Raw genomic sequence first — 21434 nt, 5'->3', positions numbered from 1 at the left:
ATATATAAGAATAGGTTTTATATAATCAGGAGGGAACTTTATGGATAAAGCATTAACAAACCATGTCATTATTTTATCATTCGACTGTTTATCAGCTTTAGATTTTCCTATACTACAAAAACTACCTCATTTCCAATCTCTAATAAAAAAGGGCACGGTTGTCGAAAAAGTAGAACCAATTTATCCTTCTGTAACATATCCAAGCCACTCAACAATCGTAACCGGTAATTACCCTAACAAGCACGGTGTTGTTAGCAATACGTTACTTCAACCAGGGCGTGAATCACCTGATTGGCATTGGTACCGAAAATCAATAAAAGGAACAACATTGTATGATGAAGCGCGCAAAGCAAATTTAACGACAGCTGCCCTTCTATGGCCTGTTACTGGAAGAGCGAACATCGATTACAATTTACCAGAAATTTTTCCAAATAGACCTTGGCAAAATCAAGTGTTAGTTTCCTTATTTAGCGGTAGCCCACTATACCAATTAGATTTAAATCGTCGTTTCGGCCATATAAGAAATGGTTTATCACAACCAGAGCTGGATGATTTCGTCCTCGCCTCTGCTGTGCATACAATCCAGACGAAAAAGCCTAATATCATGTTCGTACATTTCACCGATTTAGACACACAAAGACACTATCACGGCTTTGAATCTAACGAAACAATAGCTGCTATCCAGAGACACGACGAACGTCTAGGGAAAATTATTCAAGCACTAAAAGAAAGTGACTTATACGAAGAAAGTACAATTATTGCCCTTGGTGATCATAGCGCTTTAAGTGAAAACAAATCCATACAATTAAATGTGCTATTCCATCAAAGAGGACTTATATCTCTTAATAAAAAAAGAAAATTAGTAGACTGGAAAGCCTATTGCCAAAGTTGCGACGGCTCTGCCTATGTATATGTAAAGGACAAAAATGATACGGATACAATTCGGGAGGTACAACTACTCCTTGAAGAGCTACTTCAAAATAAACAAAACGGAATTGAATTTATACTTCATGATGAAGCTGCGAAAGACTGCGGTGCAGACGGTAATTGTTTATTCATGTTAGAAGCACGAGAAGGGTATTATTTCACTGAAAACTATACAGGAGATTTTATAAAAGAAATTACCGAAAAAGATGTTACGCCTAGTAAAAAATATACATTTGGTACGCATGGATACTCTCCAACAAAACCTAACTATGAAACAATTTTTATCGCTGCTGGGAAAGGAATAAAAAGTGGCGTTACCGTCCCGTATATGAGACTTATTGATGAAGGTCCAACTATCGCTAGACTACTCGGTTTACACTTAGGTGAAACAGACGGAGCAATTGTAGAGGATTTACTCCAATTGTAAAGAACAGTTTATATATGTAAAAGTTATGTAAAATTCATCACTGTTTCTCTTTTTATAATTTTTATTTTTGTACACTGTTAGTAAAACAAATTTAAGGGGGAACATTATATGAAAAAAATGTCCAGACAAGAAAAAAGCTGGATATTATACGATTGGGCGAACTCTGTATACTCGCTCGTCATTACAACTGCATTATTTCCAATTTACTTTAAAGCAGCTGCAAAAGAAGCTGGACTATCTGGGGCAACTTCAACAGCATATTGGGGATATGCAAACTCATTCGCAACACTTTTAATTTCTATACTTGCTCCTATTCTTGGCACAGTTGCTGATTATAAAGGATTTAAAAAACGTTTTTTCACATTCTTCTTTGGACTCGGTATCGTATTTACAAGTATGTTAGCAGTCGTTCCAACCTCTCAGTGGTACTTATTGCTAGGGTGCTATATGCTCGCCTTAATCGGCTTTGCTGGAGCAAACATTTTCTATGATGCATTTTTAGTAGACGTCACTTCTGAAGATAGAATGGACCGAATTTCTACAAGAGGATTTGCATTAGGTTATATCGGGAGTACAATTCCTTTTATCGGTTGTATCGCTCTTATTATTCTTTCCCAAAAAGGAACTATTCCCTTATCGGTCGGCATTGCTAGTCAAATTTCCTTTGCAATAACAGCTCTTTGGTGGGGATTATTTACAATTCCAATGCTAAAAAACGTAGAGCAAACACACTATATTGAGCGTCATCCAAGACCTATTAGAATGAGCTTCAAACGTCTTGCTGATACTTTTAAAAATATTAAAGAATATAAAACTGTATTTATGTTTCTAATCGCTTACTTTTTCTATATTGACGGAGTCGACACAATTATTACTATGTCTACCGCTTACGGAACCGATCTCGGTATTAGTGCAACGAATCTATTAATCATATTATTTGTAACACAAATTGTCGCTTGTCCATTTGCTTTACTATACGGAAAATTATCTGAAACATTTACTGGTAAAAAAATGTTATATGTCGGTATCATTATTTATATCATTATTTGCACATATGCTTATTTTTTAAAAACGACACTTGATTTTTGGATTTTAGCAATGTTAGTTGCTACATCTCAAGGTGGTATTCAAGCACTAAGTCGTTCATACTTTGCAAAACTAGTACCTAAAGAATCTGCTAATGAATTCTTCGGATTTTATAATATATTTGGCAAGTTTGCCGCAATTATGGGTCCGGTATTAGTCGGTGTTACAACCCAATTAACAGGAAAAACAAACGCTGGTGTTCTTAGTATTATTGTTCTGTTTATTATCGGAGGATTTTTACTAACTAGAGTTCCAGAAAATAATACATCCGTTACACCACCTAGTCCAAAGACTAAAACGCTATAAGAAAAGATCCTCTTCTCATAAGAAGAGGATCTTTTTTATTTTTAAAGGTGCGACTTATAATGAACGACTCTACTGCTTGTACAAAAATAATTTATCAACAGTTGTTCCTAATACTTCAGCTAAACGGAATGCTAACGCTAAACTTGGATCATATTTATTATTCTCAATTGCATTTATCGTTTGTCTAGAAACCTTACATTTATCAGCTAATGCGCCTTGTGAAATATTATTTTCAGTGCGTAATTCATAGATTTGATTTTTCACACCATTGCTCCTAACCTGTAAAATCGTTTTTACAACATCAGTATATAATTGGCTCATATAGTTGTCAAAAGTTCCTCAAAGAAAAAGGGAGCAATATTGCTCCCTTACAATAGTTATTTCGAAGCTAACGAATTTGTTAGTGCCTCTTTATTAGCAACATCTTCTTTTTTTATTTGCATACGTAGAACTGGCCCTATCGCTAATAAAATAAGTGCCATTGCTATACAAAACACAGTAACTAGTGAAGTTAGTTCCTTTAATCCTCCAGCTAGTGAAGTTCCAATTAGCATTGCCCCCATAAACAGTGGTAAAATCGTCCCATTTACTCTTCCAACCATATTTTCTGGTACAAGTTGAATCATAAGCGTACCGACAACAATATTAACACAAGCTAAACAAATACCTGTTCCAAACCTCATGAAACTAGTAATCCAAAATGATGTAGATAGCCCTTCTACTAAAAATGACATTGCTAATATGCCCATACCGAATACGAACATTTTTTTCGGATTCACTTTTGAAGCGAAAATTGCAGCAACAATACCACCAATTAACATACCTATTCCATCAGCTGCAGCTAAATATTGAACTGCTTCCTTTTCCATTCCAAGGCGTTCTATTACAAGAAACACCTCTAATGGAGTTGTTAATCCAACAGCTAAGCCTATAATGGTGAAAGTGATCGTAATCATACGTAAATTTTTCGTATGAAGAACATACTTCCAACCTTCTTTTATATCATTTTTTAATGAATCTCTCGCCACTTGCTCTTTTTCAACCCATTTTGGTAAAAATGAAAGGGCGATAGCAGATAACAAAAATAAAATGATTAAGCTATATAGTGACGTAAATAAACCAAGTTGTGTATACACAAGCGATCCTACCACTGGTCCAAAAATTAGAAATAATGACTGTAATGTTTGGTTAAATGCAATCGCATTTGCTACCTGTTCTTCTTTTACATAGCGCTTAAATATGCGCGAAGATGAGGGCTGAGAAAACTGACCTACAATCGCGGAAATGAGTGTTGCAAAAAATATAGCCTGCCAATAATCCAGCTTTAACAACAGGACAATTCCTATAATAGACAGTACACTCAACACATCTCCAGTGACCATTGTTCTTTTCGGATTCCAGCGATCAGCTAGCGCACCACCGATAAACGAGAAAATAAAAATAGGTGCATATTCCATAACTGATAACAAAGAAACAGAAACCGGATCATTATTCGTTCGCTCCATTATAAAATACAAAAGAGCCATATTTCTGATCCAAATTGCAAATTGTTGTAAAATATCAGACGCCATAACGAGCATAAATGCTCGGTTTTTAAATAAAGCGTTCATTTTCATTCCCCTTTCACAAACCGACCGTTCAGTCTAATTTATTTTGTAAGAAAAGCAACTGACCTATTATTCAGCTGCCATTCCTTTTAACAATACATCTATTGCCTTTTTATAAATACGCTTCAACTCTTTATAATCTAGCTCGTAGTAAAGTACTCCAAGCCCTGATAATAATCCATTCACAATATACATAAGATCACGAGTATTATCTTCACGGAACTCTCCAGACTGTATACCTGCTTCAATTAATTTCTCAAACATAACATATGATTCTCTAGTTAAAGCTAATAGTTCCTCCAAAATCTCTTTACTTACAACTTGACTCATAGAGAATTCCTCTATGGCATTTGAAATTGGTTGCTGTATGTCCTCTACATGATATTCCGCGAGACCATATAGTTTTTCAGTACTAGTGCTATACAACTTCTCTTTTTCATTCCATTTTTCAAGCCAATCATACGTATGCTGTTTCACTACAAATAAAAATAATTCTTCTTTACTTTTAAAGTGATAATAAATACTTCCTTTACTTCGCTCTGTAATTTCACAAATCTCTTCCATAGATGTAGCTGCGTAGCCCTTCTGTGAAAATAGACTTTCTGCTTTGTATGCAATTTCTTTCTTTATCTCTTCTGCGCTTCTTCTCATATTCACACCTCTTTAAACCGACCGTTCAGTCTAATAATAACAAATCAAAAACCTCTATCGCAAGAGGCTATATTCCTTATTTAAGAAAACGTACTTTCAAACCAAGTTCGAATCATATGTATTGTTCCAAATTTAAATGCTAATTTAACAAGAAATACGCCTCCCGCAGCTAATAAAAATAACACTACTTTCCCCTTATTTTTCACTTTCGGTTCCCTTTTCATTTCCATTCCCCTTAGTATGTTAAAAATATTAATCAAACGTTTGTTTAACTGTGTTTATGTATATGTAAGCCGACTAATCAAACGTTTGTTTAAAAAGAAATACGCCTATATAAGGCGCATTTTCATCAATCCCCACCGCCACCGCAGCTTCCTCCGCTATCTCCCCCAAAAGAGCCTCCACAATCATGTGAACCGCCATCATGCGAGCTATCATTATCCGATCCAGCAAAGAAAAATAATGGTGATGAGCTGTTAGATGAATTATGTATGTTATTTTGTTTCGCCAAGTTCACCTTCTTTTTGTTCGATCGAACTGCTGTTACGATTATTCCAACTACAACAAATAATAGTATGACAATAATAAATCCCATATAAAAGCCTCCCCTATTCCTCGAATAATTGAATGATTCTCTCTAGATTTTCAAGTGAAATGAAGCGTGATTCACGAAGAATTTCTTTTCCATTATGAAATAATAAAATTGTTGGCCCTGTAAATACTCCATATCGCCCCGCAATCTCTTGCATGTCTTGTAGTAATATTTCTATTTTCTCTACGTAATCATAATTCTCTAATACGCAATTTACTTTTCTTAGCATAACATCACAAACACCACAATTTTCCGTTTTAATAAACAGAAGTACCAATTGTTGTTCTTCGATATAGGTCGCTAATTCTTCTATCGTTTTAAATGTAGTCATATTATCCCTCTTAGCGTAATTTACGAAATACTTTTTCTTGATACATACGAAAAGCTGAACTATCTTTAATCTTTCTCTTTTCCATTACCTGCTGAAAACGAAGCGTTTTTACTGTTAACTCTTCTCTTAATTTCTTTCTCTCTTCTTCATCATAACAGCAAGCAATTAGATCCTCTATTTTTAATATATCTTTTTGTAGTTCCATTTCTGGTGGAATCATTCCCGCATTTTTTAAAATTTTATAACTCATTCTAAGTTCTGGAGGTACCATTGAAAAATCTTCTAATTGTAGTGGTTTTCCTTTTCCCGGAAGATAATCAAGATCACCGTTCCGTATTGCTTTTCGAATTTTTTCTTCAGCAATGTTCAAAAACACATCCACACTATTCCCTCCTTTACATATTTTTACTATTATTTTATATGATATTTCCTTATCTTTCTACGTCTTTAATAATTGGCTCCATACAATTTTTTCTCAAATTTATTTATAATGAGCTATTTCCTCCCATACCGATCTTTCGTTTTCATATATAGTTTGTATTCAAGCCTTTTTGTATTGAGAAAGTCTTTTACAACTGAATAAAGCGTTTACACTAAATCTTACATTTGTTACGATTTAATCACCCCCAGCTCCCTTGTATAGACTTCGTGATGTCTGATCATTTTATCTAGACGTTTCATACGTCTAGATTCATTTTGATTTATTGGCGTATGCCTTTAAATATATCTTTTATTTTGAAAGGAGAAATGGCTATGAGGTCTCAAAAATTCACACTGCTATTACTATCTCTACTACTTTTCTTACCTCTTTTTCTCACAAATTTTATTACTCCAAATCTCGCATTAGCAGATTCACCAAAGCAAAATCAAAAAATTGTTGGGTACTTTCCTTCGTGGGGCGTTTACGGACGTAATTATCAAGTTGCTGACATTGATGCATCAAAACTTACTCACCTTAACTATGCTTTCGCGGATATTTGTTGGAATGGAAAACATGGAAACCCTTCTACTCATCCTGATAATCCAAATAAACAAACGTGGAACTGTAAAGAATCTGGTGTACCATTGCAAAATAAAGAGGTTCCTAATGGTACTCTCGTACTCGGGGAACCATGGGCTGATGTTACCAAATCGTATCCTGGCTCAGGTACAACTTGGGAAGATTGCGATAAATATGCCCGTTGCGGAAATTTCGGAGAACTAAAACGATTAAAAGCTAAATATCCTCACTTAAAAACAATTATTTCCGTTGGTGGCTGGACTTGGTCTAACCGCTTTTCTGATATGGCCGCTGATGAAAAAACAAGAAAAGTATTTGCTGAATCTACAGTAGCTTTTCTTCGCGCATATGGGTTTGATGGCGTAGATTTAGACTGGGAATATCCGGGCGTTGAAACGATTCCTGGTGGTAGTTATCGTCCTGAAGATAAACAAAATTTCACTCTCCTTCTTCAAGACGTCCGAAATGCTTTGAATAAAGCAGGTACTGAAGATGGCAAACAATATTTACTAACAATCGCTTCAGGCGCAAGCCAACGCTACGCTGATCATACAGAGCTAAAGAAAATTTCTCAAATACTCGATTGGATTAATATTATGACATATGATTTCCACGGCGGATGGGAAGCTACTTCTAATCATAATGCAGCTCTATATAAGGATCCAAATGACCCAGCAGCAAATACGAATTTTTACGTAGATGGTGCTATAAATGTTTATACAAATGAAGGTGTTCCAGTCGATAAACTAGTATTAGGCGTACCCTTTTACGGACGTGGCTGGAAAAGTTGTGGAAAAGAAAATAACGGACAATATCAACCTTGCAAACCAGGTAGTGATGGGAAACTTGCTTCTAAAGGTACTTGGGATGATTATTCTACCGGTGACACAGGTGTGTATGATTACGGTGATTTAGCAGCCAATTACGTTAATAAAAATGGTTTTGTACGCTACTGGAATGACACAGCTAAAGTACCTTATTTATATAATGCAACTACAGGCACATTTATTAGCTACGATGACAATGAATCTATGAAATACAAAACAGACTATATAAAGACGAAAGGTTTAAGTGGAGCAATGTTTTGGGAACTAAGCGGAGATTGCCGTACAAGTCCAAAATATAGTTGCAGTGGTCCAAAATTACTTGATACGCTAGTAAAAGAATTACTTGGTGGACCTATTAGTCAAAAAGATACTGAGCCACCAACGAATGTTAAAAACGTTGTAGTTACGAATAAAAATTCAAACTCAGTTCAATTAAACTGGACTGCATCTACTGATAACGTAGGAGTTATGGAATATGAAATTACTGCTGGAGAAGAGAAATGGAGTACAACAACAAATAGCATTACAATTAAAAACTTAAAACCTAATACGGAATACACATTTTCAATAATTGCCAAAGATGCTGCTGGAAATAAATCACAACCTACCGCTCTTACTGTCAAAACGGATGAAGCTAATACGACACCTCCTGATGGAAATGGTACTGCTACATTTTCAGTCACTTCGAATTGGGGCAGCGGTTATAACTTCTCGATTATAATCAAAAATAATGGAACGACTCCTATTAAAAATTGGAAATTAGAATTTGATTATAGCGGTAATTTAACACAAGTTTGGGATTCTAAAATTAGTAGTAAAACAAATAATCATTATGTAATTACGAACGCAGGATGGAATGGTGAAATTCCTCCTGGTGGATCTATTACAATTGGCGGTGCAGGAACAGGTAATCCTGCCGAACTTTTAAATACCGTCATTAGCGAAAACTAGACGTAATATCCATTAATTAATTCACTAAAGTTTGAATTTAGGTTTGAGCAATACCTCCTAAATTCAAACTTTTAATTTTACGAAAAATCAAAAATATCATAATAACCTATTATGATTATATTTAATTTCTAATATGAAGTTCATATGAAGTTCATTTGAATTTTGCATGAATTTCCTTTAATTTCTATTGTCTTCCTATAATATCCATATTATCCTTTACATAAAGGAATTATTTTCATTCCATTTTGAACTATCTATATATATAAAGAAAGATAGTCACCTGTTAGGGAAAGGCTTTCGTATTATAAATATAACAAAAGAAAAAGCACGCTTATAAGCGCACCATAAGAGTGCTTCTTCATACAATTCTCATGTAAGAGTTCTCGAAAATCATGTTAATCACAAAGAAAAGGCATTAGCTCCTAAAAGCTAATGCCTTTTCTTTATTCATATTGTTCAGTATTCCAATCTTCTATATTCCATACTTTTGTTATCCACGATTCATAGAAAGAAGGTTCATGTGAGACAATTAAAACCGTTCCTTTGTATTGTTGTAACGCTTCCTGTAAAGCCATCTTAGTTTCTACATCCAAATGATTAGTCGGTTCGTCTAAAATTAAAACATTGCTTTTCGTTACGATAAGTTCACATAAACGCACTTTCGTTTGCTCTCCACCGCTTAATAAACGAATAGGTTTTAATACGTGTTCTTCTTTCAATCCACACTTCGCTAATGCTTGGCGCGCTTCTTTCTTTGTCATATCTGGTCGTTCTGCCCAAACTTTCTCTAACGGTGTTATTTCTGAAGCAAACTCTTCCTGTGCAAAATAAGCAGGATTTACTCGTTCCCCAACAAAAATTGAACCGCTTAGCGGCTTTATTTGACCTAATAACGTCTTTAACATTGTCGTTTTTCCAATACCGTTATGACCAACAACAGCTATCTTTTCTCCTTTTTTCACTTGTAAATTCAAGTCTGGAAATAACGGCTCACTATAACCCACTCTTAGTTTCTCAGCCTGTAATATACGACTTACTGGTTCATTATAAACAGTAAAAGCAAAACGGGACTGAGGTACATTATTTACCTTTTCAACCCTTTGCATTTTCTCCAATACTTTCTCTCGACTTTTTGCCTGTTTTGCTTTTCGAATCTTATTTTTTTGAATAAATGTTTCTAACTGAGCAATTTCTTTTTGTTGTTTCACATACGCCGATTGTAATTGTTTCCTTTGTACTTGGTAACTTTGTAAAAACTTTTCATAATCCCCTACATATCGCTTAACTTTTCGTTCTTCTAGATGGTAAATGACATTCGTAATATTGTTCAAAAATACTTCCTCATGCGAAATGATAATATAAGCTTTTTCGTACAGTTTCAAGTACGATTGCAACCATTCTATATGTGCTGTATCTAAATAGTTCGTTGGTTCATCTAGCAATAAAACATCAGCTTTTTCTAGAAGAAGCTTTCCTAGTAATAACTTTGTCCGCTGTCCTCCACTTAACTTTGAAACATCCTTTTCCAATCCTATTTCAAACAGCCCTAAACCAATTGCCACTTCTTCAATTTCTGTATGAATTTGATAGAAATTAGAGTTTTCCAATATAGTTTGTAACTCTCCATACCTTACTAACAATTTTTCTACTTCTACTGCTTCAGCCATCTCTTCTGCAATTTTTAACATTTCGTATTCAATCGCATACAAGTTAGAAAATGCACTTTGCAAGTATCCTTCAATTGTTATTCCTTCTTGTAAATCTATATGCTGCTGCAAAAATCCAACCTTCACATGTGGAAACCATTCAATGTTCCCATCATCATGTATAAGTTCTCCTGTTAAAATTCTTAGCAGTGTTGATTTTCCAATCCCATTTTTCCCTACTAACCCAACATGCTCCCCCTTTAATAATCGAAAGCACGCATTATATAAGATGGTTTTCTCACCATACGAATGACTTAAATTTTCTACTATTAATATACTCATTTTTTTCTCTCCTTTACTTATCGTCCATAAGCTAAATAGAGAGACCAACAGTATGAAGCCTTATTTAATTATGCATATAAAAATGGGTAAGGTGAATACACCTTACCCATTACATATTATCGTAAAAAAGGATTAAGGTTCTTTACCTGCTGTCTTCAATTTAGCTTAATCTTAAAAAATGGGCAGACTTCTCCCATATCAAGCTAAAACCATTTGAAGAACAGTTGATAAAGTCATTTTATCCTTTCACTCCTTTAACATTTGTTATATTAAGAGTATAAACTACTCTGTTATATTCTATTCTCTATTTTCCCTTTTGTTCCTTCTCCATCTTTTCATATTCTAAAAAAAGCCTCTTAACAGTAATTATACTAAAAACTGTTAAAAGGCTTTTTCTATTTTTTCATATAAGGAGCTAACACACTTAAAATCTCTTCTTTATCCTTTTTTAATTCGAGTGATGTTAACATATCCATCGTTCTCGGCCTAGGTAATTTCACTTGTACCTCGCCAACTATTGACGCTGGTCTTTGAGATAAAATAAATACGCGATCTGAAAGCAAGATTGCCTCATCTAAGTCATGTGTCACCATAACGATTGTTTGCTTTTCTTGATGCCAAGAGTTTAAAAGCCAGCTATGTACTTCCATTTTTGTAAATGCATCTAATTTACCAAAAGGCTCATCCAGCAGCATAATTGGCTTTTCACATAAATATGTGCGCAGAAAACTAATTCTTTGACGCATACCACCAGATAATTCATCTGGATAATGGTCTGCATATTCATCTAGTTGGAACTGTTTTAATGCTTCCATTCCTTCTGTCAGCCTTTGTTTTTTCGGCTTTCCTTCAATTTCTAACGGAAGAACGATATTTTGCAAAGCTGATCGCCACGGTAGTAATAAATCTTGTTGTGGCATATAACTAACAACATCTTGCTCTTGTACTTGCTTATCGTTATACGTTACGTTCCCACTTGTTGGTTTTTCAACATTTGCAATCATGTTTAATAATGTGCTTTTCCCGCAACCACTCGGTCCTACAAAGGAAACAAACTCTCCCTCTTGTATAGAGGCACTAATATTCTCTAATACATTCTTTCCGTCAAAAGATTTCACTATATTTTTTATTTGTAATCCGCTCATTTTTCACTTGGAAGGAATTCATTTGTAAAAGCATCTTTTACATCGATTTTCTTTTTAATAACTTTGTTGTCATATAAGAAATTCATGTAATTCGTCCAAATTTCTTCCTTCTGTACTCCCCATGCTTTAGCATCATCTTGATACTTCGTACTTAACCATTTTTGGCTTTCTTGAACTAAATCTTTATTTACATCTGGAACAGCTTTAATTAAAATATCAGCAGCCTCTTTCGGTTCCTTAATTGCAAAATTATAACCTTCTGTCGTTGCACTCATAAACTTTTTCACAAAGTCTTTATCTTGCTTCGTATGTTTTTCACTCGTAATAATAACAGGACTATAGAAATCAAGCGCTGGATCTAAGTCCTTCACCATAATCGTATTTAACTCTTTTCCTTGGCGCTTTGCTTCAATACCATCCCAACCGTAATAAATCCATTCGAAATCTGCATCACGACCGATTGATTTAAAGAAATCTGTTTGTCCTAAGATGATTTTTTCAACTTTATTAAAATCAGCTTGATGTTTATCCATAATCGTCTTTAATGTCGCTTCTTCCGCTGGTCCTCCCCAGCCGCCGTAACGTTTACCTTCAAAATCTTTCGGTGACGTCATATTATCTTTCTTAAGCGATGCAAACGCTGAAGTGTTATGCTGAATAATCGCTCCTACAGATACAACAGGAATTCCTTCCACACGAGCTAACGTTACATTTTCTTGTGCGCTTATTGCGAAGTCTGCTTTTCCTGATGCTATCATTTGCTCTGCTGTTACATTGTCACCTGGTTGAATAATTTCTACATCTAATCCTTGCTTTTTGTAATAATCTTTCGTTTGCGCTACATACAAGCCAGTATGATTCGTATTTGGAAACCAATCTAATACTACTTTTACTTTTTGATCTTTACTTGCACTTTCTTCTTTCTTCGCCGGATTACATCCAGCCACACCTACCGCTACTAAGGCAGCTAACATAACTTTCAAACCTTTTTTCATTTTCTGCCGTCCTTTCTATATATCCATGGTGCTGTTATTCTTGCCATAAACTCTACGATAAAATACAGGCATAATGTCACCATAACGATGATTGCTGCAACACCAAATACTCGGGCAGTCAAAAAGGATTTTGTAGCCCTCGTAAGCATAACGCCTAATCCTTCACTTGCACCGAGCCATTCTCCGATAATTGCCCCCATTACGCTATATGTAACTGCAATTTTTAAACCTGAGAAAAAGTATGGAAGCACTGCTGGAAATTTTACTTTCTGGTAAACTTGCCATTTTGTCGCCTTCATTGTTTGTAACAGTTTCAGCATGTTTTTATCTACTGTTTGAAAACCTTCTAAAATACTAAGCGCAATTGGGAAGAAACAAACGAGTATTACGACCATTACTTTCGGCAACATCCCATATCCAAACCAAATAATAAATAGCGGTGCAAGTACAACAATTGGAATTGTTTGCGAAATAACGAGCAATGGATTTATTAAAATACGAAATAACGGTATAACGTCCATAATAATTGCGATGCTCGTCCCCAATAAAATTGCAAAGAATAGTCCAATTATAACTTCCTGCAGTGTTTGCATCGTATTTGGTAATAGTAAATCTTTCATCCCAATTAATTCTTGAACAATGGCAGAAGGCTTTGGTAAAATCCACGGTTCGATTTTAAATAATGAAACAGATCCTTCCCATATCGCAATGAGAAGGATAAGCCAAATAGTTGTAATAAGTTTAGATTGCTTCTGGTTTTGCATATTCATCACGGTACTTCCAAACCTTTTCATCTATCGTTACACCAGTGCTTGGACGATAATGGATTTTAATAGAAGTAATCACTTCTTCTGCTCCAGCATCGACGCAAGCTTGTTGCGCACGTTTAACGACATCAAGAAGTACATCTAATTCTCCTTCCAAAGTTGTTTCCATTGCCCCTACTTCATAACGAACTCCCGATTGTTGCACAACTTCAATTGCTTTATCGACAACAGAATATACATCTTTCGTTTTTGCTTGTGGTACTACTGAAAATGACATTGTAACTTGTTGTGACATAATAAAATCCCCCTTATAAAAATAAATTTCAAAAATAAGAAAAGGCTTTCCTACTGCGTAGGAAAGCCTTGTATGCAAGTTATTACAGAATAACATATGCTACATCACTTTAAGTAACTCCCTACGCTGGCATTATCCAGATCAGGTTGAGGGTCGATGTTTACTTACATCCTCTCAGCCAATTGGCTCCCCGGTCCTTAATTCGTTTTCATTGTAGCATGATTTATTTTATTGAACAAACAAAAGCATGCATAATCATTTCATTATTTTTGGAAAATAACCAACTTTTTCACCATGAGCTAATAACTGCTGAATAAATTCTTTATTAATTGCTGGTACTATCAATTCTTTTTTCTTAATCCATTTATTCGTTCTACGCGTACCCATTACAATTTCAGATTGCTGCGCTCCATCTCCTGCAACTTGAGAAGCAATTAACTCTGCTATTACTTCATTTCCCTTCGCTAATGCAAGTCCGGTATTTACATATTCTGAAAGTGGAACCATTTCAAGATTGTATCCACACTCTCCAATTAGCTGTATAAATTGTTCAAACTCAATTTGATGTGGATGACAAATATGTAACGTCTCTCCTATAATTTGCGCATCTTGCAAATACGATACAATTGATTTACTAGCAAAATCAATTGGTGTGAAATCAACTTTCCACTTCACATTTGGTGCTTCCCCAATTAATAGCATTGTTTTAATAAGACGATAAAATGCGTTTCCTTCAATATTTTGTTGGAACGAACCTGTTTCTGAATGACATGCTAAATTACCTGCACGATAAATATTTCCGCGCAAACCATTTTTCATTGCTTCACGAACAATGTTTTCCGCTTGTAGTTTACTATTTGAATATACATTCTCTAAGTCTACACTGTAATTAAAATCACCAGTTTTCATGTATGTATCCCATTGATCTACCGCTAATTCTAACGGGATACCAATTGTAGAAATAAAATGGAATGTAGCACCTTTCTCCGCTAATGCTAGCATACGGCTAGTTCCTTGGACATTTATATTTTCAAATTGTTTTACATCCCCAAAATGTCTTACATCTGCACCGCAATGAATTATCGTATCCATCTTAGAACTGATGAACATAAATTCTTCTTCGCTCATCCCAAGATACTCTTCTCCCAGATCACCAGCTACGGCCTGTATACGCTGTAACCATTCTTCACATACATCATTAAAGTAGCCTGTTAATGTATCTATAATTCTTTGCTGCACATCTTTAGTTGGTCTTACTAAACAATAAATAGTAGCAGCTGTATCTCTCAACAATTCATATAATATGTGTGATCCTAAATAACCAGTAGCTCCTGTTAAAAAGACATTTGAAATCTGGTTTTCTTCCAAAACGTTTGCATACGTGATAGTATCTGGTTCGTGAATCACTTTATATTCACGAAATACTTCTTCTTTCTCTACTTTTACTTCTCGCTCAATTCGAGCTAATCCATATATCGTTCTTTCTTTAAAGAAATCTTGAATTGTTAAATGTGAGAAATCTTCTTTTAACAATGTTAAGACTCGTAATACTTTTAATGAATGTCCACCAATTGTAAAGAAATCATCATGCACTCCAACTTTTGAAATTCCTAATACTTCCGCCCAGGCGTTCGCTATTTGTTTTTCTGCTTTATTAGAAGGTGCAACATATTCTTGTAGACGAACCGGTTCATACTTTTCTTCTAACTGAGCTAACTTCTTAACATCAATCTTTTTATTAGGTGTAAGTGGTAATTCATTAATATAAATTAGTTTAGATGGCACCATATAATCTGGTAATTGCTCTTGTAACTGATAAACTAATTCTGGTATTTCTTTTTTATTTAAAGTTGTATAGAACGCGATTAAATATTGGCTACCTTCCTTACTCTTCTTAGCAAAAACAGCATTTTCTTTTATATTATGATTTTGAGAAATTTTACTTTGGATTTCGCCTAGTTCAATACGATGTCCTCTAATTTTTACTTGATCATCTTTCCGATGTAAAAACTCTATATTTCCATCCTCTAGCAACTTAACGATATCACCTGTTTTATATATATTAACTATAGGATTAAAAGGGTTCGGAATAAAAGCTTCAATTGTTTTATTAGGCTTATTAAAATACCCTTTTGCTAATCCCACTGAATCTATATATAATTCACCAGGTACACCAATTGGACAAAGATTCATATTCTCATCCAAAATCATAACTTGATAATTAGCACATGGTTTACCAATGGGAATACTCGCAACATCCTCATTTAACTGACTAGGTATTTTATAGGTTGTCGTCACTACAGTACATTCTGTCGGTCCGTATACATTATGAATTTCAACATTTGTACCTATTCTTTCTCTCCACAATTTAATAACCTCTACAGGCAACATTTCACCGCCAATCGCAATTCTTTTTAGGGAAGCTAGCTTATATATATCTTCTTCTGCCAAATAAGTTGCTACTTGTCGAACAAAAATTGTTGCTAATGCCAAGATTGAAGTTGCTTTCACTTTATAGATTGCATTTGCAAATGCTTCTACAGACAATCGCTCTTCCTCTAATAGTACATATAAGTTTCCTCCACAGAATAAAGAAGCAAATGACTCCCATACAGAAGCATCGAAACTAAAGGAAGGAAATTGGGCAAATACATCCTCTTCTGTCAATTCATATTGCTTTTTCATCCAAGTATACAGATTAACAACGCCTCTATGTGCTAACATCGTTCCCTTTGGATTCCCTGTTGAACCAGATGTATAAATCATATAAGCTACATCATCACAATGAATAGACAACTTTACATCTATATCTTCATAAGTTTCACTATCATACATTGAAACTGTTTGAACCCCATCACATGTTATAGGCGTCTCTTTCATCAATATAACTTTCGCTTGGCTATCTTGAATAATGTACTGTATTCTACTTTCCGGATAATCTGGATCAATCGGAACATACGCTGCACCAGCTTTTAATATAGCTACCATACTTACTACTGTGTCTATGCTACGTTTCATAAATATTCCAACATAGTCTCCTAATTGGACGCCGTTTTTGATTAACATATGAGCTATTTGATTACTTTTTTTATTTAGCTCCTCATAAGTTAAAGTACCTTCCCTTGAAGATAAAGCTATACGATTTGGAAATTGAGTAACAGTATTATAGAACATATCGACGATACTTTTCTCAGGATATACTGCTGTCGTATCATTCACTTGACTATAAAGTGCCATCTCGGCCTCTGTAATAATATTAAAATTATTTATATGATTATTCTTATTTTGTGATTTATTAATTAAAACACCTTGTATTTGTTGTGCATAACGAGTAATTGTTGTCTCTTTCCAATTAACACTATTAAATATTATTTCTACACTTTGCATATTTTTACTAAATACAAATTGTAATGTATTCGTGTCTTTTAGCTCATAATATGTTTCGCCAATAATAATAGGTGACATTTCATATAATGTATTACCGTTTTGAAACTCTTCTATTTCTTCCTCATTCATTTCTTTAATTTGCTCCAGTTGCTCTTCAATCTGTAAATTCAAACTTTCATAGGAGAGAAAATTAGAAACTTCAATAGTAATCGGAAATAAACTTCCTCTTACATGATAAAGCACGACAATATGTTTTTCTTTAGAAATATGATATAACCACGTTGCAGTCGCTCCTATTAAATCTACAATGTGAGTCAAATTTGAAAACAGTTCCGTTTTCCTTTTTATCCTAAGTTCTGTTCCTTGCACATCTTTAGGTATTTTAATACTTCCTTCTACTTTTCCTAAAAATTCTTTTACCATCTCACTATAAGAAATTGCTAATTTCATATTTATGTAAATTCCTCTCTTAAATATAATAAAGGTGTGAAAATTCACACCTTTTTTATCCCTTATTAAAGGGCAGATTCGTTCAATTCATAATCAGTAGCGGAGATACGCCCTTGATTAGAATTGAACTTTCTCCTTATTCGCTTTTAAACTCACCAATAAGCTCTTGTAATTCCTGAGAGAGCCAACTTAAAGAAGTCGCTAATTCTGCAATATCTTGTACTGATATTTCTTGCTCTTTCATGCTTTCTTCAACATTACTACTGCTGTTGGCATAAGTATTTGCAATATGTGATAATTCATTTACGACTTGAACAATATTCTGGCTATTTTGTAAAATATCACTCGAATTACCAGAAACAGCTTTTACTTGATCTGTAACAGATTGCGCTGATTTTGAGATTTTTTCAAAGAAATCTCCGCTACTTTGAACAAGCGAAATTCCAGTTTCTACTTCTTTTGAACCTTTTTGCATGGAAACTACAGCATCTTCTGTCTCAGCTTGTGTTTCACCAATTAATTTCGCTATATCTTTAGCAGACGCTTCCGTCTGTTCTGCTAATTTTCGTACTTCATCAGCAACAACTGCAAACCCTCTTCCAGCTGCTCCAGCACGTGAAGCCTCAATAGAAGCATTTAAAGCTAATAAATTTGTTTGATTTGAAATGCCTGTAATTACAGTTACGATATCACTAATTTCTTTTGACCTTGTTTCTAACGAATAAATGATGGAAGATAAATCTTGTACTGCATTTTGGATTAAACTCATTTGATTAATAATTTGTCCAATCACTTCATTACCTTCAATTGAATGTTGCTCCATACCTTCAGAAGCAACCGCAACTTGTTTCGCAGCCCCAGTTATCTCTTCTACCTTATCTTCCATTCCATGTACAATCCCTAAACATTGTTGTACTGAAGTTTTTTGAGACTGTGCCCCTACTCTTAAACCTTCAATAGAACTTGCAATCTCTTGAACTGCCATGCTGTTTTCCTCTGTACTCGCCGACAATTCTTGTGAAGAAGAAGAAACTTGCTCAGCAGTTTGCCTTACTTTATCTATAATCCCTTTAAACTTTTCAATCGTGTTATTGAAATAAACATTAATAATTCCAATATCATCTGGTCTTTCTTTTAATTTAATACTCAAGTCACCTTCACCAATTTTACGTAACCCTTCTCGTAAATCTTTTAATGGAGCTAGCGAGTGACGCACGATAAAGAATTGAGTAATAGTCGCAATTGCTAATGAAATAATGATAAAGAGTAAACCCTGTATCATAAACTTCTCTTTTGTAATAGGAACAATGGAAGCATCTAAGTCAGCGGCAACAATTGCAATAATATTGTTTTCTCCATCTGTAATTGGTTCTAATATTGTCACCCACGAACCTATTTCATCTTCATATACTTCTGTCATTTGAGCCTTTTTCGTATCAATCACTTTATCGTATGCCTTCATCCAATGAGCGGGTTGTTCATAATAATCTCCCGGCTTTATAGGAAACGCATTTGTTAACTCTGTAGTCAAACCAACGAGTTGTAATTCTCGCTTTTCATTCGGCTTTGCTCCTGTAACATACGTTTGTCCAACGCTTTTCAATTCTTTTGATACTTCATCTAATTTCTCTGTTAACTTTTCTTTTTTCACTTTTTCGGCTGTAGGATCTTTCGCCATGTCTCTAACTAATTCTACATCCAGTTTTTTCAATACTATTTCTCCTGTTTCAATAGACTGCCTTTCAAATAAAGACATCATACTATTTTGAAACATATTGAAACTTAATGCACCCATACTTCCAACAAGTGTCAAAATAACTAATACGGTTAATAAGACGTTCTTTTGAAGGAACGATAACTTATGCCAATATTTTTTCATTAATATCCACCTTCCTTAATCAACACAAACAAAAAAACAAAATATATGGATATTTTGTTTGAAAATGTTTCTCAATATGTTCGAGAATAAAAAAAAGCCAATGTAAAAGCATTGGCCAAGACCAACCCTATCCGTCCGGTAACTGGCTAGCGTAGCCTTTCGACCTTAGCTCCTGTAGTTTTGCGTCCTCATGTTTCCATCAGTTTGCCTTTCTCGCTGAACGAGTTGAACGATATGGGAGTTCTATGAGAATTAATTTATTCTCTTTCAAAGATTACAACATATAAATCAAAATGTCTACTTATTTAGAGATATAAATACAAATTTTTAATGCATTGCTTTTTCGAAATAATTTCAAAAAGTACGTGAATGTTACTTTTTTTGTGTTATATAATAAAAAATGTATAAATAACAAGGATTTCTTCGGGTATTTATTTAATTTTCATTCAAATTAAACTATTCGAATATATCTTAACTAATGAATTTCGGAGGTAGTTTATCATGTTTTGGCTACAATTTCTTACCTTGTTACTCTGTATTTTTATTGGTGCACGCCTAGGCGGAGTTGGTTTAGGAGTAATGGGTGGAGTTGGTATGGCAATACTCGTTTTTGTCTTCCACCTACAACCAACCGCGCCTCCTATCGATGTAATGCTTATGATTTTGGCAGTAATTACAGCTGCTGGTGCTTTGCAAGCTGCTGGAGGAATGGACTATCTTGTTCATCTAGCTGAAAAGGCATTACGAAAAAATCCAAAGCGTATTACTTTTTTTGCTCCAATTGTTACTTATTTATTCACACTATGTGCAGGTACTGGTCACGTTGCCTATTCTGTACTTCCTGTTATTGCAGAAGTCTCTCGTGAATCAGGGATTAGACCGGAACGCCCAATGTCGATTGCCGTAATCGCTTCTCAACAAGCAATTACAGCTAGTCCAATTTCAGCTGCCACAGTTGCTCTTTTAGCAATGTTAGCTGACTATAAAATCACTTTATTAGATATTTTAAAAGTGAGTATTCCTTCCACTTTCATTGCTTGTATGTTAGCAGCATTCGTTGCTAGTAAGATGGGAAAAGAATTAAATGAAGACCCTGAATACTTAAAACGATTAAAAGAAGGAATGATTCCTAAGCTTGAAGAGAAAAAAGAATTTGTAGGTGTAAAGGGCGCAAAATTATCAGTTATCCTTTTCCTTGTAGGAACCTTCCTTGTTGTACTTCTTGGTTCATTTGAAGCACTTCGTCCAGGATGGATAGTTGATGGGAAGTTAGCCCGTCTTTCCATGCCGAATACAATTGAGATGGTTATGTTAACTATCGCGGCTCTTATTATTATTTTCTGTAAACCAAATGTAGAAAGCATTGTGTCTGGTAACGTCTTTAAAGCGGGGGCAACAGCAGTTGTTGCTATTTTCGGTATCGCTTGGATGGGAGATACTTTCTTTAATGGAAACTTAAATATGATTCAAGGATCCATTCAGCATTTAGTAACAAGTGCACCTTGGCTATTTGCCATCGCACTATTCATTCTATCTATTTTACTGTACAGCCAAGCAGCAACAGTACGTGCCTTAATGCCACTTGGACTATCCCTTGGTATTCCACCAGCGCTACTGATTGCGATGTTCCCTGCAGTAAACGGATATTTCTTCATTCCAAACTACGGCACAATCGTTGCTGCCATTAACTTTGATCGTACTGGTACAACTGGCATTGGAAAATATGTTTTAAATCATAGCTTTATGATTCCAGGTCTAATCGCAACATTCACTTCTATCGGAATTGGAATGCTCTTAATTTCAATTATGTTTTAAAGAAAAAA

Annotated in this window: 18 protein-coding genes and 2 riboswitches; of the genes, 4 read left to right on the top strand and 14 right to left on the bottom strand. The window is 34.7% G+C overall.

The genetic code is table 11. The features are described 5' to 3' along the window. Nucleotides 1–40: 40 nt before the first annotated feature. A complete protein-coding gene (locus tag ACTL4X_RS02300; protein ID WP_000356410.1) occupies nucleotides 41–1354 on the top strand; it encodes an alkaline phosphatase family protein in 1314 nt (437 codons plus the stop codon). Between the two features lie 108 nt (nucleotides 1355–1462). Further along, nucleotides 1463–2746: an MFS transporter gene (locus tag ACTL4X_RS02295; protein WP_000738812.1), complete on the top strand. Its 1284-nt coding sequence runs from the start codon at nucleotides 1463–1465 to the stop codon at nucleotides 2744–2746. 69 nt (nucleotides 2747–2815) lie between these two features. Here ACTL4X_RS02295 and ACTL4X_RS02290 read toward each other — a convergent pair whose 3' ends face one another. The 7 genes from ACTL4X_RS02290 to ACTL4X_RS02260 all read right to left on the bottom strand — a co-directional run bounded on the left by ACTL4X_RS02290 (nucleotide 2816) and on the right by ACTL4X_RS02260 (nucleotide 6309). Then, nucleotides 2816–3067 carry a helix-turn-helix transcriptional regulator gene (locus ACTL4X_RS02290; protein ID WP_002023181.1) on the bottom strand — a complete coding sequence of 84 codons (252 nt, stop codon included), beginning with the start codon at nucleotides 3065–3067 and terminating at the stop codon, nucleotides 2816–2818. Between the two features lie 56 nt (nucleotides 3068–3123). Continuing rightward, the gene (locus tag ACTL4X_RS02285) at nucleotides 3124–4356 is read right to left on the bottom strand and encodes an MFS transporter (protein WP_000992579.1); all 1233 of its coding nucleotides are present in this window, start codon (nucleotides 4354–4356) and stop codon (nucleotides 3124–3126) included. Nucleotides 4357–4422: 66 nt separating this feature from the next. Next, nucleotides 4423–5004: a TetR/AcrR family transcriptional regulator gene (locus ACTL4X_RS02280; protein WP_001254439.1), complete on the bottom strand. Its 582-nt coding sequence runs from the start codon at nucleotides 5002–5004 to the stop codon at nucleotides 4423–4425. An 80-nt stretch (nucleotides 5005–5084) separates the two neighbouring features. Then, nucleotides 5085–5228 (bottom strand): hypothetical protein, encoded by a 144-nt coding sequence (locus tag ACTL4X_RS02275; protein WP_000817981.1) that lies wholly within the window; start codon nucleotides 5226–5228, stop codon nucleotides 5085–5087. Between the two features lie 125 nt (nucleotides 5229–5353). Continuing rightward, nucleotides 5354–5599: a hypothetical protein gene (locus tag ACTL4X_RS02270; protein ID WP_000505774.1), complete on the bottom strand. Its 246-nt coding sequence runs from the start codon at nucleotides 5597–5599 to the stop codon at nucleotides 5354–5356. A 13-nt stretch (nucleotides 5600–5612) separates the two neighbouring features. After that, nucleotides 5613–5927 carry a thioredoxin family protein gene (locus ACTL4X_RS02265; protein WP_000206515.1) on the bottom strand — a complete coding sequence of 105 codons (315 nt, stop codon included), beginning with the start codon at nucleotides 5925–5927 and terminating at the stop codon, nucleotides 5613–5615. A 10-nt stretch (nucleotides 5928–5937) separates the two neighbouring features. Next, nucleotides 5938–6309, bottom strand: a complete 372-nt coding sequence (locus tag ACTL4X_RS02260) for a J-domain-containing protein (RefSeq protein ID WP_017657409.1) — start codon at nucleotides 6307–6309, stop codon at nucleotides 5938–5940. 371 nt (nucleotides 6310–6680) lie between these two features. Here ACTL4X_RS02260 and ACTL4X_RS02255 point away from each other — a divergent pair, with 371 nt between their 5' ends. Then, entirely contained in the window at nucleotides 6681–8705 is a 2025-nt protein-coding gene (locus tag ACTL4X_RS02255) for a glycosyl hydrolase family 18 protein (RefSeq protein WP_075676627.1), read from the top strand. Nucleotides 8706–9148: 443 nt separating this feature from the next. Here the strand turns inward: ACTL4X_RS02255 and ACTL4X_RS02250 are convergent, their stop codons facing one another. The 7 genes from ACTL4X_RS02250 to ACTL4X_RS02220 form a co-directional block, all read right to left on the bottom strand. Next, nucleotides 9149–10693: an ABC-F family ATP-binding cassette domain-containing protein gene (locus ACTL4X_RS02250; RefSeq protein WP_086400877.1), complete on the bottom strand. Its 1545-nt coding sequence runs from the start codon at nucleotides 10691–10693 to the stop codon at nucleotides 9149–9151. Nucleotides 10694–11088: 395 nt separating this feature from the next. Continuing rightward, a complete protein-coding gene (locus ACTL4X_RS02245) occupies nucleotides 11089–11838 on the bottom strand; it encodes an ABC transporter ATP-binding protein (RefSeq protein WP_000016088.1) in 750 nt (249 codons plus the stop codon). Further along, nucleotides 11835–12833 (bottom strand): ABC transporter substrate-binding protein, encoded by a 999-nt coding sequence (locus ACTL4X_RS02240; protein ID WP_000715573.1) that lies wholly within the window; start codon nucleotides 12831–12833, stop codon nucleotides 11835–11837. Before ACTL4X_RS02240 ends, ACTL4X_RS02245 begins: the two co-directional genes overlap by 4 nt. Further along, nucleotides 12830–13603, bottom strand: a complete 774-nt coding sequence (locus tag ACTL4X_RS02235; RefSeq protein WP_001057166.1) for an ABC transporter permease — start codon at nucleotides 13601–13603, stop codon at nucleotides 12830–12832. Before ACTL4X_RS02235 ends, ACTL4X_RS02240 begins: the two co-directional genes overlap by 4 nt. After that, the gene (locus ACTL4X_RS02230) at nucleotides 13575–13895 is read right to left on the bottom strand and encodes an MTH1187 family thiamine-binding protein (protein WP_000082906.1); all 321 of its coding nucleotides are present in this window, start codon (nucleotides 13893–13895) and stop codon (nucleotides 13575–13577) included. Before ACTL4X_RS02230 ends, ACTL4X_RS02235 begins: the two co-directional genes overlap by 29 nt. 101 nt (nucleotides 13896–13996) lie before the next feature. Continuing rightward, nucleotides 13997–14098: riboswitch (TPP riboswitch) on the bottom strand. A gap of 52 nt (nucleotides 14099–14150) precedes the next feature. Further along, nucleotides 14151–17732 carry a non-ribosomal peptide synthetase family protein gene (locus tag ACTL4X_RS02225; protein ID WP_098214369.1) on the bottom strand — a complete coding sequence of 1194 codons (3582 nt, stop codon included), beginning with the start codon at nucleotides 17730–17732 and terminating at the stop codon, nucleotides 14151–14153. Nucleotides 17733–17868: 136 nt separating this feature from the next. Further along, nucleotides 17869–19611 carry a methyl-accepting chemotaxis protein gene (locus tag ACTL4X_RS02220; protein WP_000761079.1) on the bottom strand — a complete coding sequence of 581 codons (1743 nt, stop codon included), beginning with the start codon at nucleotides 19609–19611 and terminating at the stop codon, nucleotides 17869–17871. Between the two features lie 134 nt (nucleotides 19612–19745). After that, a riboswitch (cyclic di-GMP riboswitch) is annotated at nucleotides 19746–19830 on the bottom strand. A gap of 282 nt (nucleotides 19831–20112) precedes the next feature. Between ACTL4X_RS02220 and ACTL4X_RS02215 the strand changes: the two genes are divergently transcribed. After that, nucleotides 20113–21426 (top strand): anaerobic C4-dicarboxylate transporter family protein, encoded by a 1314-nt coding sequence (locus tag ACTL4X_RS02215; protein ID WP_000498704.1) that lies wholly within the window; start codon nucleotides 20113–20115, stop codon nucleotides 21424–21426. Nucleotides 21427–21434: the final 8 nt, after the last annotated feature.

The organism is Bacillus sp. RE35 (assembly GCF_052146655.1).
GTDB lineage: Bacteria > Bacillota > Bacilli > Bacillales > Bacillaceae_G > Bacillus_A > Bacillus_A cereus.
Note: the sequence above shows the minus strand (reverse complement) of the source record. Positions and strands in the feature narration are given on the sequence as shown.

What these genes read in the sequence shown, in the direction of transcription:
- ACTL4X_RS02295 (WP_000738812.1), top strand. Translation starts at nt 1,463, where the DNA reads ATGAAAAAAATGTCCAGACAAGAAAAAAGCTGGATATTATACGATTGG.
- ACTL4X_RS02280 (WP_001254439.1), bottom strand. Translation starts at nt 5,004, where the DNA reads ATGAGAAGAAGCGCAGAAGAGATAAAGAAAGAAATTGCATACAAAGCA.
- ACTL4X_RS02220 (WP_000761079.1), bottom strand. Translation starts at nt 19,611, where the DNA reads ATGAAAAAATATTGGCATAAGTTATCGTTCCTTCAAAAGAACGTCTTA.
- ACTL4X_RS02300 (WP_000356410.1), top strand. Translation starts at nt 41, where the DNA reads ATGGATAAAGCATTAACAAACCATGTCATTATTTTATCATTCGACTGT.
- ACTL4X_RS02230 (WP_000082906.1), bottom strand. Translation starts at nt 13,895, where the DNA reads ATGTCACAACAAGTTACAATGTCATTTTCAGTAGTACCACAAGCAAAA.
- ACTL4X_RS02245 (WP_000016088.1), bottom strand. Translation starts at nt 11,838, where the DNA reads ATGAGCGGATTACAAATAAAAAATATAGTGAAATCTTTTGACGGAAAG.
- ACTL4X_RS02285 (WP_000992579.1), bottom strand. Translation starts at nt 4,356, where the DNA reads ATGAACGCTTTATTTAAAAACCGAGCATTTATGCTCGTTATGGCGTCT.
- ACTL4X_RS02290 (WP_002023181.1), bottom strand. Translation starts at nt 3,067, where the DNA reads ATGAGCCAATTATATACTGATGTTGTAAAAACGATTTTACAGGTTAGG.
- ACTL4X_RS02225 (WP_098214369.1), bottom strand. Translation starts at nt 17,732, where the DNA reads ATGAAATTAGCAATTTCTTATAGTGAGATGGTAAAAGAATTTTTAGGA.
- ACTL4X_RS02270 (WP_000505774.1), bottom strand. Translation starts at nt 5,599, where the DNA reads ATGGGATTTATTATTGTCATACTATTATTTGTTGTAGTTGGAATAATC.
- ACTL4X_RS02255 (WP_075676627.1), top strand. Translation starts at nt 6,681, where the DNA reads ATGAGGTCTCAAAAATTCACACTGCTATTACTATCTCTACTACTTTTC.
- ACTL4X_RS02215 (WP_000498704.1), top strand. Translation starts at nt 20,113, where the DNA reads ATGTTTTGGCTACAATTTCTTACCTTGTTACTCTGTATTTTTATTGGT.
- ACTL4X_RS02250 (WP_086400877.1), bottom strand. Translation starts at nt 10,693, where the DNA reads ATGAGTATATTAATAGTAGAAAATTTAAGTCATTCGTATGGTGAGAAA.
- ACTL4X_RS02240 (WP_000715573.1), bottom strand. Translation starts at nt 12,833, where the DNA reads ATGAAAAAAGGTTTGAAAGTTATGTTAGCTGCCTTAGTAGCGGTAGGT.
- ACTL4X_RS02235 (WP_001057166.1), bottom strand. Translation starts at nt 13,603, where the DNA reads ATGAATATGCAAAACCAGAAGCAATCTAAACTTATTACAACTATTTGG.
- ACTL4X_RS02265 (WP_000206515.1), bottom strand. Translation starts at nt 5,927, where the DNA reads ATGACTACATTTAAAACGATAGAAGAATTAGCGACCTATATCGAAGAA.
- ACTL4X_RS02275 (WP_000817981.1), bottom strand. Translation starts at nt 5,228, where the DNA reads ATGAAAAGGGAACCGAAAGTGAAAAATAAGGGGAAAGTAGTGTTATTT.